Source organism: Bradyrhizobium cytisi (genome assembly GCF_008123515.1).
Lineage (GTDB): Bacteria > Pseudomonadota > Alphaproteobacteria > Rhizobiales > Xanthobacteraceae > Bradyrhizobium > Bradyrhizobium cytisi.
Genome location: NZ_VSSR01000074.1, coordinates 18,379 through 33,053 on the forward strand (window position 1 = coordinate 18,379; position 14,675 = coordinate 33,053).

The window sequence follows — 14,675 nt, forward strand, 5'->3', positions numbered from 1 at the left end:
TCCCAGAAAGTTGCTTTAGGATCTTCCGGCGAATTCGACAGGGCTCCACGTGTTGCTTGGAGCTCGCGCACCGCCGGGTGACGCGTGCCCGATCGAGGGCAGGCACCGGCTAGACTGGCCGATAGCTATGGCGAGCGAATTGGTCAGGCGCGACTTGCGGGACGCTCTGTTGTGAACTTGAGGTAAACTGATTAGCATGTGCGGAATTGTCGGCATCTTGGGGCGCGGTCCGGTCGCGGATCGACTCATCGATTCACTTAAGCGACTGGAATATCGCGGCTACGACTCAGCAGGCATCGGAACGCTCAAAGGAAATCATATCGAGCTTCGGCGCGCCGAGGGCAAGCTGAGGAACCTTGAGACACGCGTTCGCTGCCATCCGCTCTCAGGCCATGTCGGGATCGGGCATACGCGCTGGGCTACTCATGGCAAGCCGACCGAGCACAATGCTCATCCGCATGCAACGGACAATGTTGCAGTCGTCCATAACGGCATTATCGAGAATTTCCGCGAGCTGCGCGCGGAGCTGAAACAGCATGGCGCCTGTTTCGCCTCTGAAACAGACACCGAGGTGGTGGCGCATCTTATCGACTCATATCTGAAAAATGGCTGCTCGCCGCAGGACGCAGTAAAAGCGTCGCTGCCGCGGCTAGTGGGCGCGTTTGCGCTTGCAATCCTGTTCAAGGGTCAACACGACCTCATGATCGGCGCGCGGAAGGGCTCACCGCTTGCGATCGGCCATGGCGAAGGCGAAATGTATCTCGGATCGGATGCTATCGCGCTCGCGCCCCTTACCGACTTGATCACCTACCTTGAGGACGGCGATTGGGCTGTGCTCAACCGCAACTTCGCCGTGGTTTACGACACACAAGGCACAGTCGCCCGCCGGGAGGTGGTGAAATCTGCCACGTCGTCGGTTCTCGTCGACAAAGCAAACTACCGCCACTTCATGGCGAAGGAAATCCACGAACAGCCAGAGGTGATCGGGCAGACGCTGGCGCACTACGTCGATATCGCCAACGAGAGCGTGGCACTGCCGCAGGAGCTTCCGTTCAATTTCAATGAGATCGGACATATCTCGATCACGGCTTGCGGTACGGCAGGCTATGCCGGCCATATCGCCAAATACTGGTTCGAGCGGCTGGCTCGTCTTCCGGTCGAGCTCGATGTCGCCTCCGAGTTTCGCTATCGTGAGGCACCGATGCGCAAGGGAGATCTTGCTGTCTTCATCTCGCAGTCCGGCGAGACGGCCGATACGCTGGCCGCGCTCCGCTACGCCAAATCGCAAGGCCTGCATACGCTCTCGATCGTGAACGTTCAAAGTTCGACCATTGCGCGCGAAAGCGGGACAGTGTTGCAGACACTCGCCGGACCTGAAATCGGCGTTGCCTCGACCAAGGCGTTCACATGCCAGCTGGTCGTCCTGGCGGCGCTTGCGGTCGCTGCGGGCAAGGCGCGGGGTGAATTGTCGGAGAGCGACGAGATCGATCTCGTGCGAGCGCTGATCGAAATTCCCCGGCTAGTTACAGCGGCGCTTGCCAGCGAGCCGCAGATCGAGAAGCTCGCACGCGACATCGCCAAATCGCGTGACGTGCTATATCTTGGTCGCGGCACGTCGTTTCCACTGGCGCTGGAAGGGGCACTGAAGCTGAAGGAAATCTCCTATATTCACGCCGCGGGCTATGCGGCCGGAGAGCTCAAGCACGGCCCCATCGCCTTGGTCGACGAGAGCGTTCCCGTAATTGTCATCGCTCCTTGCGACCGGCTCTTCGAAAAGACCATCTCGAACATGCAGGAGGTCGCCGCACGCGGCGGCAAGATTATCTTGATAACGGACGCTAGCGGAGCCGCGGAGGTGTCCAAGGATGCACTCGCGACGATCGTGCTGCCGAAGATGGGGACGACATTTACGCCCATTGTCTATGCAATTCCGGTGCAGCTCCTGGCCTATCACACGGCCAGCTTGATGGGCACGGACGTCGACCAACCGCGAAATCTTGCGAAATCGGTCACCGTCGAATGAGCCAAGGCAACGCCACCTGGAATCGGCGTGGGTCATTACCGAGGGCGCGCAAAGCCCCGGCAGATCTCATCATGATGTGCCGCCCAACTCCAGGCCCGACGCCATCGCATGGCGTATTTGGTTGTGCCGGTTCATGGTCGGGAAGCTGAGACTCATGCGCAAAATCTACGGCCAATCAGGTTAAGAGGCTGGCGCGTCTTCCGGCAAACAAGGAGTCGCATATGACCGATCGCGGCGTTCCGATTGCTTGGACCAGGTTATAATTGGTGACGAACAACCAGGTTTTTCATGCGGCGTGGAAGCCAGATGAACCTATTGGATTGATCCAAACGATGCCCGTTATCGCTGCGGAGGCCGCTATGTTCCTCTCCGCTCAGTGCGGGTTTTGGACCGCATTCGGACCGCAGCGCCCCTCGAAGTACGAGGCGCGTCTCGCTTCGAAGGACAACGTGGCACTTGCCGAGCATGGCGATCGGCGTTCGCGGACGGGCTTGATCGCCAGCACGCTCACCAAACCTTTTCCGTCCAACCCAAATCGCTGGACATCGGGTGACATGTTTAGTCCGGCTCGGCCCCAATCGCATTCTGGCGAGTTGTTCTAGCGCGACCTGTCTCACGAAGCTCTTCCCTGCCGCGCGGCGTATGCCACGCATCGCGTGCTTCCCTTTCATTCCAGGTCGATGCGCTCGATGAGAAACCCGCCACGCCGCAAACAACAACCTTGGACTGCACCCCTCAAGTGAGACACGATAATCTCGGTGACAGGGCATTTCCGAGGATGACCTGTGGCAGCAAGAGCGAAGAACCGTCAGTTTCCGACGGCTTACAAATTGAAGGCGATCAAGCGTGTCGAGCGAGGCGAAGGCGTTCTGCCTTTGGCGCGCGAGCTTGGGATATCGCGTAAGATACTGCACGACTGGATCAAGGCCTGGAAGGCGCAAGGGCCGGAGGGATTGAACCGCAAGCCAGGACCGAAGCCTGGCCCCCGGAAGCTCAAAGCTCCGGCAACCTATGACGACAAGCGGTCTGCACTGGCGCGAGCGAATGCCCGCATTGCCGAACTCGAACGGCTGGTCGGCCGCCAGCAGATGGATCTTGATTTTTTTCGGCAAGCCTTGCGCGCATTGGAGCGGCCGGTAGCGCAAGGCAAACCCGCATCCGCATCGTCGAAGTCATCCAAGCCATGACATCGGAGGCAACGGATTCCAATGCCGACGTGCAACGGCTCTGTGGCCTGGCCGGTCTGCCACGCGCGACCTATTACCGGCACCTCACCAGACGCAGTCGTGAGACGGCCGACTGCGAGCTGCGCGACCAGCTCCAACGCATTTGCCTCAAGCATCCGTTCTACGGCTACCGGCGCGTGACTGCCACCATCCGACGCAAGGGCATGGTCGTTAATGCCAAGAAGGTGCTCAGGCTCATGCGCGAGGATAATCTTCTCGCACAGCGCAAGGCGCCATTCCTGAAGCCGCCGGCAGAGCGACCAAGGGACATTGTCGTCGTCCCGAATCTCGTGCGCGGCCTGGTGCCGTCCGCTCCTGATCAGATCTGGGTCGCGGACATCACCTACGTCCATCTCGCCAGGACCTTCGCCTATCTCGCGGTCATCCTCGACGCCTTCTCGCGCAAGGCGGTTGGCTGGGCCTTCGAGAACACGCTCGATGCCTCCCTCGCGATCGCGGCATTGGACAGGGCAATCGAGGCCCGCAAGCCGCAACGCGGCAGCCTGATCCATCACTCCGATCGCGGTGTGCAATACGCCTCGATCGCCTATCGCCAAATATTAGCGGATCGTGACATCACGATCAGCATGAGCAGGCCGGGCAACCCCTTCGACAACGCCAAGGCTGAGAGCTTCATGAAGACGCTCAAGGCCGAAGAGGTCAACGGGAAGGCGTTCTCCGACATCCGAGACGCGCGTCGCCGGATCGATAGCTTCATCGCGGACGTCTACAACAAGGAACGCCTGCACTCAGCGCTCGGCTATCAATCGCCCCTTGAGTTCGAAGCCATGTTCGCGCAAAATAAGGCACGATAACCCGTCGTGGCAACCGACCCTGTCACCGAGATTATCGTGTCTCACTTGAGGGGTGCAGTCCAACCTTGTCACCTAGAATCGCCCGAGGTTTCAGTAGCTTGAGAGTCACTCCTGCTGCGCGAGCGGAATAAGGCCGGAAAATCCATGCGACATTGCGGCAATTGCCGAAAATATGCCGGAAACGTCAGGCGCTTACGGGTTGGTCGACAGTGCCCTGATGGCAGATTCGCGGCCGTGACACTGCACTCGGCTGGCGTGAGATTTTCTCGGAACCGGCCATTTCAAACCGAGAGGAACCTCGCCATGTCACCAGCGTCCATTGAGCACGCGTCAAATGCCAAATTGCGCATTGGCGACATCTTACGTGCGACGAGCGGCAACTTCCTCGAGCAGTTCGATTTCTTCTTGTTCGGGTTCTACGCCAGTGCCATCGGAAACGCGTTCTTTCCATCAGCAAGCGAAACCGCGTCGCTGCTGAACACCTTCGGTGTGTTCTGGCTGGGTGCCTTGATGCGACCTGTTGGCGCGATCGTGCTTGGAGCCTATATCGACCAGATTGGCCGTCGGCAAGGCCTGATCATTACGCTTTCGATAATGGCGATTGGCACCATCATCATCGCCTTTTGTCCCGGCTATGCGACGATCGGCATTGCCGCACCCGTGATCGTGCTGTTCGGACGGCTGTTGCAGGGCTTTTCTGCCGGCGTTGAAGTTGGGGGCGTTTCCGTCTACCTTTCCGAGATTGCCACTCCGGGCAATCGCGGTTTCTACACATCGTTTCAGTCCTCGAGCCAGCAGGTTGCGATCTTTGTCGCGGCTCTTATCGGATATTTTTTGAGCGAAGCACTTCCGGCCGAAATGGTTGCAGCCTGGGGCTGGCGGATCCCGTTCTTCCTTGGCTGCTTGATCGTTCCGCTTATCTTCTTCCTGCGCCGGACGCTGGAGGAAACTCCGGAATTCCTGGCCATGAAGACCCACCCAACGGCCCGCGAGGTCTTTGCCTCCACGGTTGCGAACTGGCGCGTTGTCCTTCTTGGCATGATGATCGCGATGCTGACGACCACGACCTTCTATTTCGTCACGGTGTACACGCCTACGTTCGGCAAGCACGTATTGCAGCTGTCGTCGCAGAACACGCTCTTGGTAACGCTTTTGGTCGCCGTGACGAACTTCATCTGGAACCCAATCGGCGGCGCGATTTCAGACAAAATCGGCCGGAAGCCGGTCTTACTGACCATTGCCGGCCTCGCCTTGGTGACTGTATATCCGGCGTTGTCTTGGCTTGTGACCGACCCAAGCTTTGGCAAGATGCTGGTAGTGGAGATGATGTTCTCGTTCTACTTTGGCACCTATAGCGGCGCCATGTTGGGCGCTTTGGTCGAAATCGTGCCGAAGCACGTTCGCACAACCTGCTTTTCTTTGGCCTTCGCACTCGCGGCAGCTCTCTTTGGCACGTTTACCCCACTCGCATCGACCTGGTTGATCGATAGGACCGACGACAAGGCTTCGCCCGGTTTCTGGTTGATGTTTGCCGCCTTGCTCGGCATCATCGCCGCACTCACGATTTATCCAGGAAGCACCAAGAGAGTTGCGAAGCCGTCGCGTCCCGAGCGGTCTAACAAGGCCGTAGCCGCGCAATTTACCACGCATTAGCACGCGCCCACTGGGACGTTGACGGCCCAAGACTGAACTGAACTTGGTGCGTCACTGCCCTTGCGGTGAGTGGGCGGGCCACTCTGCCGGTCACGGTTCGTCCTATGCGATCTCGCGGGACGAACTGGCGTTGACTAGGAATGGCTGAACATTATCGCCACCCTTCGTTCTGTGGTCGAACGGCGCGATGACGCTCGCACTTTGCAGTTACGTGAAACACGGCAGATCTCGCGCGAGGGGATAGATCCCTCGCGCGAGGTCCACGCGTTGAAATTAGCGGCATTCTGTGCGGCTGCCACACAAACTGAACGGGCACGTCTTCAGGCTGCATGAATTCCCCAGTGAATTGGCGGATCGCAGGTCGCCGAACGTTAGCGTAACGAGACGACTGGTATGTTGATCCGATACCGGCCTCTCGGCGCTGAGATACGCAAGTTGAATGCTCACCCTTATCGCATTTCGCGGAGAGCGGTCGACAAGGTTGATCGTGCCTAGTGCAACCGAGCGACGGGCCCATGCATGACCACGACCCGGGCCATCGCCGGCTCCGCTCGATCAGCCGCGACTTCACGCACCGCTAGCTTGCGCAGATAAGGTACCGCGCGCGAGCTGTGCGAGCTCCGTTTCGAGCATAGGGTTGCGCTTGAACATGGCGTCGATCAATGCTTGCGCCGGCTGCTCGGCCGCCTCCACCCACGTCGCCTTCTCCGCTCGCGCGAAGGGCGCGAAAACACGTTTGACGACGGTCGGCGACCCCCTCAGACCGCATTTGGCCATGTCATCCACGCCGGCATTTTGGGCGCTCCATTTTACGATAGTGGCACGGGCGGCACGCAACGCATCTATCATTGCACCGCGGCGAATTTGATTGGTTGCCTCTAACATGCTGACGAGACACGGCAGCTTGGAACGCAGCACCTGGACGCCGCCTTCGCAGCGCCGTTCCGCCTCGATCGTGCGTACTTTGAAGTCCAACGCTTTGATTGTGGAAACATAAGTAAGCTGCTGGACCCCGAGCCTCTTTGCAATGCCAGGCCCCACCTGCGCCGTATCGCCGTCGATCGTCTGCTTGCCAGTGAATATGACGTCCGGTGGGCCATATTCCCTCGCGATATTTCGAATCGCGCACGCCAGCGCGTAACTCGTCGCCAGCGTATCGGAGCCCGCGAAGCTACGATCGGTGAGCAGGACAGCGCGATCGGCACCAAATGTCAGTGCCTTTCGGAGAGATTCTGCGGCCGACAGCGGCCCCATTGTGAGGACGGTAATTTCGCCGCCGAACCTATCTCGTAGCTCGAGCGCAGCTTCCAGTGCGAAGAGATCATATGGGTTGATGATTGTCGGCACGCCCTGGCGCATGATCGTATTCGTAACAGGGTGCACGCGGATTTGCGCGGAGTCGGGGACCTGTTTGATGCAGACGATGCTGTGCATGTACTTTTCCTAAGATGCTGAGCCGGCTCCCGACGAGCAGCAAATGTCATACCACCCCAGGCATTTCGCCGATGAGGAAGGCATGCAATGACTGACGGTTGACGGCGAGCCGGTTGTCGCAATTGCGACGGCTTGAGCATGGGCGTGATCTCAAGCTGATCTGAATTACAGGCAGCAACGGAGCCGCAGCGATCACGCGCCGGCTCGACGCCAAGCCAGTTTTCAGGGCGAATACGTTGCAAACAGACGATGACAAGAGCGGCCGACGCGAAGACGCCCTACACATCGCCGGCGAGCCTGTCCCAACCAAGGCATAAGGCTAGCATCCGCTTTATGCATCAGAGCTGGCAACCGCCTCTTGCCACGCTCTCCTATCCCAGTCGGCCGAGCGCGAGAGAGGAGCGAGCCCGACGCTTTGTTCAGAAGCGCTTGATCTCGATACCGTGTCTTCGCAAGGCATAGCCAATCTGGCGCGGGGTCAGTCCAAGCAGGCGCGCCGCCTTCGCCTGTACCCACCCGGATCTTTCCATGGCTGCGATGACGCGCTCGCGATCGGTGAGTTTCGCAGCCCCCACTACGGGTCGCCCGGGTGGCCCTAGCGGTGTCAACTCGCTACTGACCGGTTGAACGGCTGTCACAGTTTCTGGAGGCGGCATGTTCAGACTCGCGGGCAGTGAGATTGTCGGGCTCGGCCGTCGCGCCATTTCCTCCGGTCCACACTTCCATAGCATGGACGACAGGCATTGCCCGTGGCAGCAGGCAAAATCCTGTCTTACGATCGACGATCCTTGCGCGAGGGTCGCGGTCCGCTGCACGCAGTTCTCGAGCTCGCGAACATTACCTGGAAATTCGCAATTCATGAGGACCTCAATCGCACTTGAATCGAACACCAGAGCACGGCCGTTCTCATTATTGAAGTTCTTCAAGAACCGAGCGGCGAGAAGCGGAATATCAGTGCGTCTTTCGCGCAGCGGCGGCAGTATCAGAGGAACCACGCTGATGCGGTAATAGAGATCGGCACGAAACTCCTTCCTTGCCACCGCCTCTTCAAGATTCCTGTTCGTGGCTGCAATCACGCGGACGTCGACTTTGATCGTCTGATTGCCACCCACCCGCTCGAATTCCTGCTCCTGAAGCACGCGCAGGAGCTTCGCCTGAAACGACGCCGAGATCTCACCGATCTCATCTAGAAACAACGTTCCCTTGTCGGCGAGCTCGAAGCGCCCCTTGCGCACGTTGAATGCGCCCGTAAACGCCCCCTTCTCGTGACCGAACAATTCGGATTCCAGCACCGTCTCAGTCAGGGCTGCGCAATTCAGCTTGATAAAGGGGCGTTTGGCGCGCGCTGAACGCTCGTGAATCGCCTTCGCGACCAGCTCTTTTCCGGTACCCGATTCGCCACGCAGCAGAACCGTGCTGTTGGATTTTGCGATCACCTCGATCTTCTCAAGTAACGCGCGCAGCGCCGGGCTGTCGCCGATAATTCCCTCGACCTGAACCTTCTTACGCTCCCGCCCAAGAGGCTTGAGTTCGGACAGCTGCTTCTGCAGCCGGAACTCCTCGTCCATAGGGCGCCCGCGATCGCGCTCAAAAAAGTAATGTAGCTTCGCCGTCTGGCCCAGAAGGCTAGCGACCATGGTCAACAGGTGGAGGTCGTCCTCAAGCTGCGCGCGCGTCCCGTTGTCCGCGATGCGGTCAATGCTCAGCGTACCCACAACTTTCTCGTCAATGTCTATGGGAACGCCGATGAACGCAACACGCGCTTTGCCGGCGGCATCTAGCATCTCGACGTCCGAAGGACTGAAGGCCGAATGCAGCGCGACGTTCTCGACGATGAGCGGCCGCCCCGACGCCACGATTTGATCAATTGCTCCTTGCGACAAGCGCACCCCGCAGCGGGCATCGCGGCCTTCGTTCCGACCGTCGTCTACGATGATATCGGGCACGCCGTCATGATCGAAGAGACACACGATGCCGCGCCGCATCTGCACGAGCGATTGCAGACGCTCGATGACGCTCTCCAGCTTGGCTTCGAGCCTGGATAGGCCGGCGAGCGTGTGCGCTATTTCAAAGATCGTGCTTAGCGATTTCTCTTGCAACGGCACAATATAACCGGAGGGGTCCGCGTCGGAGGTTGAGTTTGGTTTTTCGCGCAGGGAAACGCTGTCCAGCATAACGACTTCTCCGTTCCTTTCTTGATCCTCCCATCACCTTGATCGGACTTGTTGGACGCGTGTTGCATGCCCCCTCGATCTGACATCCAGTTCTCAGGGCGGGCGAGAGATGACGCCTCTTCATGGCACGTCGGCAGCACCTACAGTGACTAGATTTGCTGCGTTATTCTTTCCAACTCCCTGCGCGGATTCGCCCTGGCCAACATGAGTTCCATCCATGAGGCTCAGATTAGCCGGGCTTCGCCAGGGGGCGAATTCATCACAAGTGTTGTCCGCCATTGATCGGGACTTCGGCGCCAGTGACATAACTTGCCGCATCTGAACATAGGAAGAAAATGACCTTGGCGACCTCTTCGGGTGTACCCACTCGGCGAAGTGGGATCTTTGGCACAAGATGCGCTTCCGTGGCAGGCGACAAAATGTCCGTCTTGATTTCTCCGGGCGCGATCGCATTGACGCGAATGCCATGTGAGGCGTAATCGTGCGCCATTTCGCGCGTAAGACAAGCGAGCGCAGCTTTCGAAGTCGCATATGCCGTGCCTGCAAATGGATGCACCCGCGAGCCGGCGATCGAAGTCACATTGACGATCGAGCCTGAAGCCGCTTTTAGCTCATCGAACAGACCTTGAGCGAGCAGGATCGGCGCCACCAGATTGAGGTGGAACACGCTCATCCAGGTATCGACTGAGGTCGCCAGCGACGTCAGCCGGGCACCGTTCGGCGTTTTTGGTGAATTTCCGGCATTGTTTATCAGTCCGTGCAACGGTGCGCCGGCAAGGCGCTCCTTGATCTCGGCAATCAGGCGCGGCAGCGTCCGATGATCGCTCAGGTCGACTTTGATATAGCTGTCGTCCTCTGAGTCCCATGGGCAGCGCACCGCGTCGAATGGTTGGCGCGCGCAAGAAATGACGCGCCAACCGGCTTCCGAAAACAATTTTCCAGTGGCGCGACCGATACCGCGCGATGCCCCGGTCAATACCAGCGTCTTCCGGTCACGCAGCGGGCGGCCCGCTCGACCAGCGTGAGTGTGAACTGGACCGCCAGGGTCCGTTTCCGACGATTGAGCTGCGACCGCTTTGTCATCTAGTAGACCTCGATTCACACGCCGCTCCCTTCCGCCCCCCTCGCCTGCGCACCTGGTGCAGGATCCGGGCCACAACGATGCAGGTCACAATGGGCGCACTTTTGCGACCCAAATGGCAGGTTCGGAACATCTGGCCTGTTTGCTTTTCGACAGCAGCAACGCCGCAGCAATTGTTGTCGTCGAGCTTTCCGGGCGCGCCGCCCAATGCGCGCGCGCTACGTCTTGGAGCCGAGAGGCTTGTGCTGCTCCCAGGGCGAGCTGACTGGTGTCGCGCTCCAGGGTGGTCGGTGGCTCATTCGGGCTGGCGGAGATAGATCAGCCGCCTTTGGCGGAGGTCAGGAGCGATGACCAGTTCGTCCAAGTTGCTCTCGGCCGTTGGACGCGCGGGCGCACATGCGGCCTATCGATGGGCTGCGGGTCGTGCTGTTCATCGGCTGTGGCCGAAAGGATTTCTGCAACCGGCGCATGAATAAGGCTGTAGTCAAGATAACGAGCTGACCGGAAAAGGATTGCCCAGCAAAGGCCATCCATCTACCGGACGCGCCTCCTTGCTGCTGGGACATTCTGACGTGATTATCTGCTACGTCAGATTTCCTCGGCAGCCCGGACCGCCATTGGCGTGCTCTTCACCGTCTGGCCAGCGATGGCGGTTTGGGCCGGATCAGGACAGGCCATAACCTTTCCGCGCGACTCGACTTACACAGGACGGCCCGAAGCATTGGGGCAAGGCCGCCGGCGCTCGCCGGCATTGGCCTACGTCTCGCGGGCGTTCGCCCTCCCACCCGCACCGCATCCGTGGTAGTGCGCCGGTCAGCCGTCGCTTGCGGACGGACGTCACCATCCACCGTTTCTGCGAGAGGTTGCGAAACTCGATGATGTCCTAGCCAGCAGTGTCAGCCTGATGATCTAGCCGACCATTGCTCAGGCTCAGACTCGCGGCACTTCATGAAGCCGCGAAATGCTCGTATGGGTTATCGATCATGGTCAAATGCTCCGGATTGCTCAGATCAAACTCAATAATGCGTGGCACGAGCAGACGGGCATAGCGCGTGAAGGCGCTGGTTGGGGGAAAGCGGATCACGGTAGCGCATCGCGCAAGAAGATACATGTCGACGAGAGCGGAAGCTCCACCTTCAATTCCCATTTCCGCACTATGCAACGGCCCTGCCCGATCGGCCTGGAAACGTTTTGGTACGGCGAAGACATCGGGAAACATACCCGATACGTGATCGAGCACCTGTGCACTGTCCGTGCACAGGAAGACCTTTACAGGCTTTGGATATGGCAAAGCCTTAGCTTTACGGATTGCCATGCAGACCTGACGAAGGGCGAGCTCCGAATCGGCCCAGTACGGCGCATGCTCCATGATATCTTCGCCATTGCCGTGCCGAACATGAACGCCGATGATGCTATGGCCGCTAAAGTGTTCCTCACAGAACGCGTCGATCCGCGCTCGAATCTCAGGCCTGAGTTTGATGTTCCGAAAGATCAGTCGTTCGGCTTCCTCGCCACAACGCCACATCAGGCAAGCGTCACAGACAATGGTGTTGGCTTCGTTATCTTCTCTTGCCTGGAACAGCTCGGTCAGTTCGTCACGTTCTCGGAAGATCTGCTCATCCGGGCGATTGATGCAGTCGATCGATGGCCTATTCCACCACCGCGGGAAGAACGGTCCGGGAAACGAGAGCTGGTTGACCCGGTCATCGCAAATCACCGGCACTCCAGCGATGTCCTCAACCGGCTCGAAGAACACCGGAAAGGCGTTGCTGAACGGTTGGTCGACGTAACAGGAACCGCGCCAGTCGATGACGAGCGTCCGCCCGGTCCGCTGCGCGTACGACCAAGCCGACGCCAGCGACCAGAGGCAATCACCAAAGCCGGTACGCCTCCGAGAAATAACAAAGCGTTCCTTCGTCAAGTTATCAAACCCTTCTCGTTGCGCAAGATCAGTTTTGTGTGGCGGACCTACTCATCTGCGATTCCGATCCACGCCAATGGACGGCTGGTCACCTGGACGCAAGGCGATCAACCCGCAAGCCTATCCTTCACGGCACCGCGATTGGCAGGTCATGCAAGAGGCGTCCACGAAGCCCTCTTCCGCACGCTCACCTTTTACGACCGCGCTGTCTGTGACGGATGCAGCCGAATACGGCGCTGATCCCAGAGCCCGCGCAGTTCGTTCACGAGAGCTTCGTGCCTAGTCCTGTCAGAGGTGACCCTGGCGAGAAGATCGGCAAGAACAGCTTCCTTCTCAATTTGCATCAGCATCTCGAACAGGTCATGCGAGACGCGCACGCTGTCCTGGCTGGAGTGACCCATACGGATCTCGCAGACTGTCTCCTGGCGTTCTCGGCCCGAATGAGCGCGAACCCGGTAAAGGGATACATGGGGTGGCAGTGATACAGCGAGTGCGGTCCAGCTCTCGAGCGTTGTTGCCCGCTTCTTGACGAGGAATGACCCGACCACAAGGCCATCCAGCTCGGTCGACAAAAACGCCGTAATCGCATCGGCAACGGAATCTACGATCGGTTCGGCATTGTTGTTGAATGACGTATTTAGCAGAATCGGCACGCCTGTCCGGCTCTTGAACGCATTGATGAGTTCCCAATAGGCGGCATTGCTCGTTCGGGAAACCGTTTGCAGCCGGGCCGTACCATCGATATGCGTGATCGCGCCCAGCAAAGCACGCTTGGATTCGCGCACGCGAACGACGAAATTCATGAAGGGATACTCTGCGCGGCCATCCGGCAACTCGAAGAACGCGCCCGCATCCTCCTCCAGAACCGATGGCGCAAATGGTCGATAACTTTCGCGCTTCTTGACCATCGCGTTGATCCGGTCCTTGTTTGCGGCGGGCCTCGGGTCCGCAAGAATACTGCGGTTGCCGAGCGCACGAGGGCCGAACTCGGACCGGCCCTGTACCCACCCGATCACGGCGCCATCAGCGATCCACTCGGCTGCTCTGGCTGCGACGTCAGCGGTCCGTTCAATCTCGAGGTGTCCGGCCCATCCCTTCAGTTCCTGTTCGATGCTGTCGTCGCTGCCGACATCTGGCCCCCAATAAACCGCCTGGAGTCGCTCGCGGGGCGCCGGCTGCCCGGCCTCGTTCGACACCATCAGTGCCGCGCCCAATGCGCATCCGGCATCATGCGCAGCGGGCTGCACGAAGATGTCTTCGAACAGGCCTGAATACAGAAGTTTTCCGTTCAGTGTGCAGTTGTGGGCCACCCCGCCAGCCAGGCACAACCGTTTCATTCCGGTCGACTCACGGTAATGCCGAAGAATGTGAAACACGATCCGCTCCAGCGCCTCCTGCAACGATGCGCTCACATCTTGATGCTGTTGCGTGAACGGCATTCCCTTTCGCCGGACCTCGATATTGCGCAGCAATGCCGGGCCGATCCGGTCGAGGTGAACGCGGTAGCCACCGTTTGCGGAGAGCTCATAGAATTGGGCAAAGAGCTCGCGATAGCGTGCGGGATCTCCGTAAGGAGCCAGTCCCATAACCTTATACTCGTCGAACAAGCCGTAGCCGAGATATCGGATCGTCTCCAGATAGAACAGCCCGAGAGAGTTATTCTCTGGAAACGTCATAAGCTCGGTCATTTCGGTGCCCGACCCGACCGCCAAGAGACCCGAGAGGAAGTCGCCACAACCGTCGATCGCGAGAACCAGGCTTTCTTCAAAACCCGACATCGCCAGAGCGCTCACGGCATGGGCCTGATGGTGGCCTACGAATGATACCCGCGAGGGATCAATTTCGGTGCCGAACTCCGCCGCCAGAAGGTGCCGTAACAGCAAATTAGCATTTAGCGGAATTGAGATCTCAGGTTGTGAGATGAACAGCCGTTCGAGCATCGCGTTGCAATAGGGTTCGGTGGCGTAGAACGCAATACGATCGACGTCGCGAAGCTCCACACCCGCAGCTGCAAGACAGTATTCAATCGCACTGCTCGGGAGCTTGTTTGAGTGTTTGATCCGGTTGAGGCGCTCCTCTTCAACGGCAGCGATCACGCGCCCGTCCTTGACAAGTACTGCGGCGCCGTCGTGCAGAAACGTGTTCGGTAGTTCAAGCGGATTTTCATAGACCCTGTCGAGCCCGCCACTCAATCCTAGACACAGCATCTTGTTCTCCGTTCATCCTGAGAGGCCTGTTGGCCTATTTCGTGTCGCTTGCCTTGCGAGTAGACCGCACATCGCCACGGGGCAGATCAGGCATCGCTAGCGTAACGAGGCTCACATAAGCGTCGCACGCGAATCGCGTTA

General features: G+C 59.0%; 9 protein-coding genes. 4 read left to right on the forward strand and 5 right to left on the reverse strand.

What is annotated here, in order from left to right:
* Positions 1 to 196 precede the first annotated feature (196 nt).
* The 4 genes from glmS (at position 197) to tcuC (ending at position 5,717) form a co-directional block, all read left to right on the forward strand.
* A complete protein-coding gene (glmS, locus tag FXB38_RS35920) occupies positions 197 to 2,023 on the forward strand; it encodes a glutamine--fructose-6-phosphate transaminase (isomerizing) (RefSeq protein ID WP_148755669.1) in 1,827 nt (608 codons plus the stop codon).
* A gap of 785 nt (positions 2,024 to 2,808) precedes the next feature.
* Complete coding sequence (locus FXB38_RS35925; RefSeq protein WP_148755670.1) at positions 2,809 to 3,210, forward strand: helix-turn-helix domain-containing protein; 402 nt, start codon at positions 2,809 to 2,811, stop codon at positions 3,208 to 3,210.
* Positions 3,207 to 4,064: an IS3 family transposase gene (locus FXB38_RS35930; protein WP_148755671.1), complete on the forward strand. Its 858-nt coding sequence runs from the start codon at positions 3,207 to 3,209 to the stop codon at positions 4,062 to 4,064. The genes FXB38_RS35925 and FXB38_RS35930 overlap by 4 nt, the downstream gene beginning before the upstream one ends.
* Positions 4,065 to 4,367: 303 nt before the next feature.
* Positions 4,368 to 5,717 (forward strand): MFS transporter, encoded by a 1,350-nt coding sequence (tcuC, locus tag FXB38_RS35935; RefSeq protein WP_148755672.1) that lies wholly within the window; start codon positions 4,368 to 4,370, stop codon positions 5,715 to 5,717.
* Positions 5,718 to 6,284: 567 nt separating this feature from the next.
* On the opposite strand, the gene FXB38_RS35940 is transcribed toward tcuC, so the two are convergent.
* The 5 genes from FXB38_RS35940 to FXB38_RS35960 all read right to left on the reverse strand — a co-directional run bounded on the left by FXB38_RS35940 (position 6,285) and on the right by FXB38_RS35960 (position 14,534).
* The gene (locus FXB38_RS35940) at positions 6,285 to 7,151 is read right to left on the reverse strand and encodes an electron transfer flavoprotein subunit beta/FixA family protein (RefSeq protein WP_148755673.1); all 867 of its coding nucleotides are present in this window, start codon (positions 7,149 to 7,151) and stop codon (positions 6,285 to 6,287) included.
* A gap of 419 nt (positions 7,152 to 7,570) precedes the next feature.
* Positions 7,571 to 9,325, reverse strand: a complete 1,755-nt coding sequence (nifA, locus tag FXB38_RS35945) for a nif-specific transcriptional activator NifA (protein WP_148755674.1) — start codon at positions 9,323 to 9,325, stop codon at positions 7,571 to 7,573.
* 259 nt (positions 9,326 to 9,584) lie between these two features.
* Positions 9,585 to 10,427 carry an SDR family NAD(P)-dependent oxidoreductase gene (locus FXB38_RS35950; protein ID WP_148755675.1) on the reverse strand — a complete coding sequence of 281 codons (843 nt, stop codon included), beginning with the start codon at positions 10,425 to 10,427 and terminating at the stop codon, positions 9,585 to 9,587.
* 925 nt (positions 10,428 to 11,352) lie between these two features.
* Positions 11,353 to 12,327, reverse strand: coding sequence for a nodulation protein NodZ (locus tag FXB38_RS35955; RefSeq protein ID WP_148755676.1), 975 nt, complete (start codon positions 12,325 to 12,327; stop codon positions 11,353 to 11,355).
* A 194-nt stretch (positions 12,328 to 12,521) separates the two neighbouring features.
* Positions 12,522 to 14,534 (reverse strand): carbamoyltransferase family protein, encoded by a 2,013-nt coding sequence (locus FXB38_RS35960; protein WP_148755677.1) that lies wholly within the window; start codon positions 14,532 to 14,534, stop codon positions 12,522 to 12,524.
* Positions 14,535 to 14,675: the final 141 nt, after the last annotated feature.

Excerpts from the sequence above, each read along its gene's own strand:
- tcuC (WP_148755672.1), top strand. The coding sequence starts at position 4,368 with ATGTCACCAGCGTCCATTGAGCACGCGTCAAATGCCAAATTGCGCATT.
- FXB38_RS35930 (WP_148755671.1), top strand. The coding sequence starts at position 3,207 with ATGACATCGGAGGCAACGGATTCCAATGCCGACGTGCAACGGCTCTGT.
- nifA (WP_148755674.1), bottom strand. The coding sequence starts at position 9,325 with ATGCTGGACAGCGTTTCCCTGCGCGAAAAACCAAACTCAACCTCCGAC.
- FXB38_RS35940 (WP_148755673.1), bottom strand. The coding sequence starts at position 7,151 with ATGCACAGCATCGTCTGCATCAAACAGGTCCCCGACTCCGCGCAAATC.
- glmS (WP_148755669.1), top strand. The coding sequence starts at position 197 with ATGTGCGGAATTGTCGGCATCTTGGGGCGCGGTCCGGTCGCGGATCGA.
- FXB38_RS35960 (WP_148755677.1), bottom strand. The coding sequence starts at position 14,534 with ATGCTGTGTCTAGGATTGAGTGGCGGGCTCGACAGGGTCTATGAAAAT.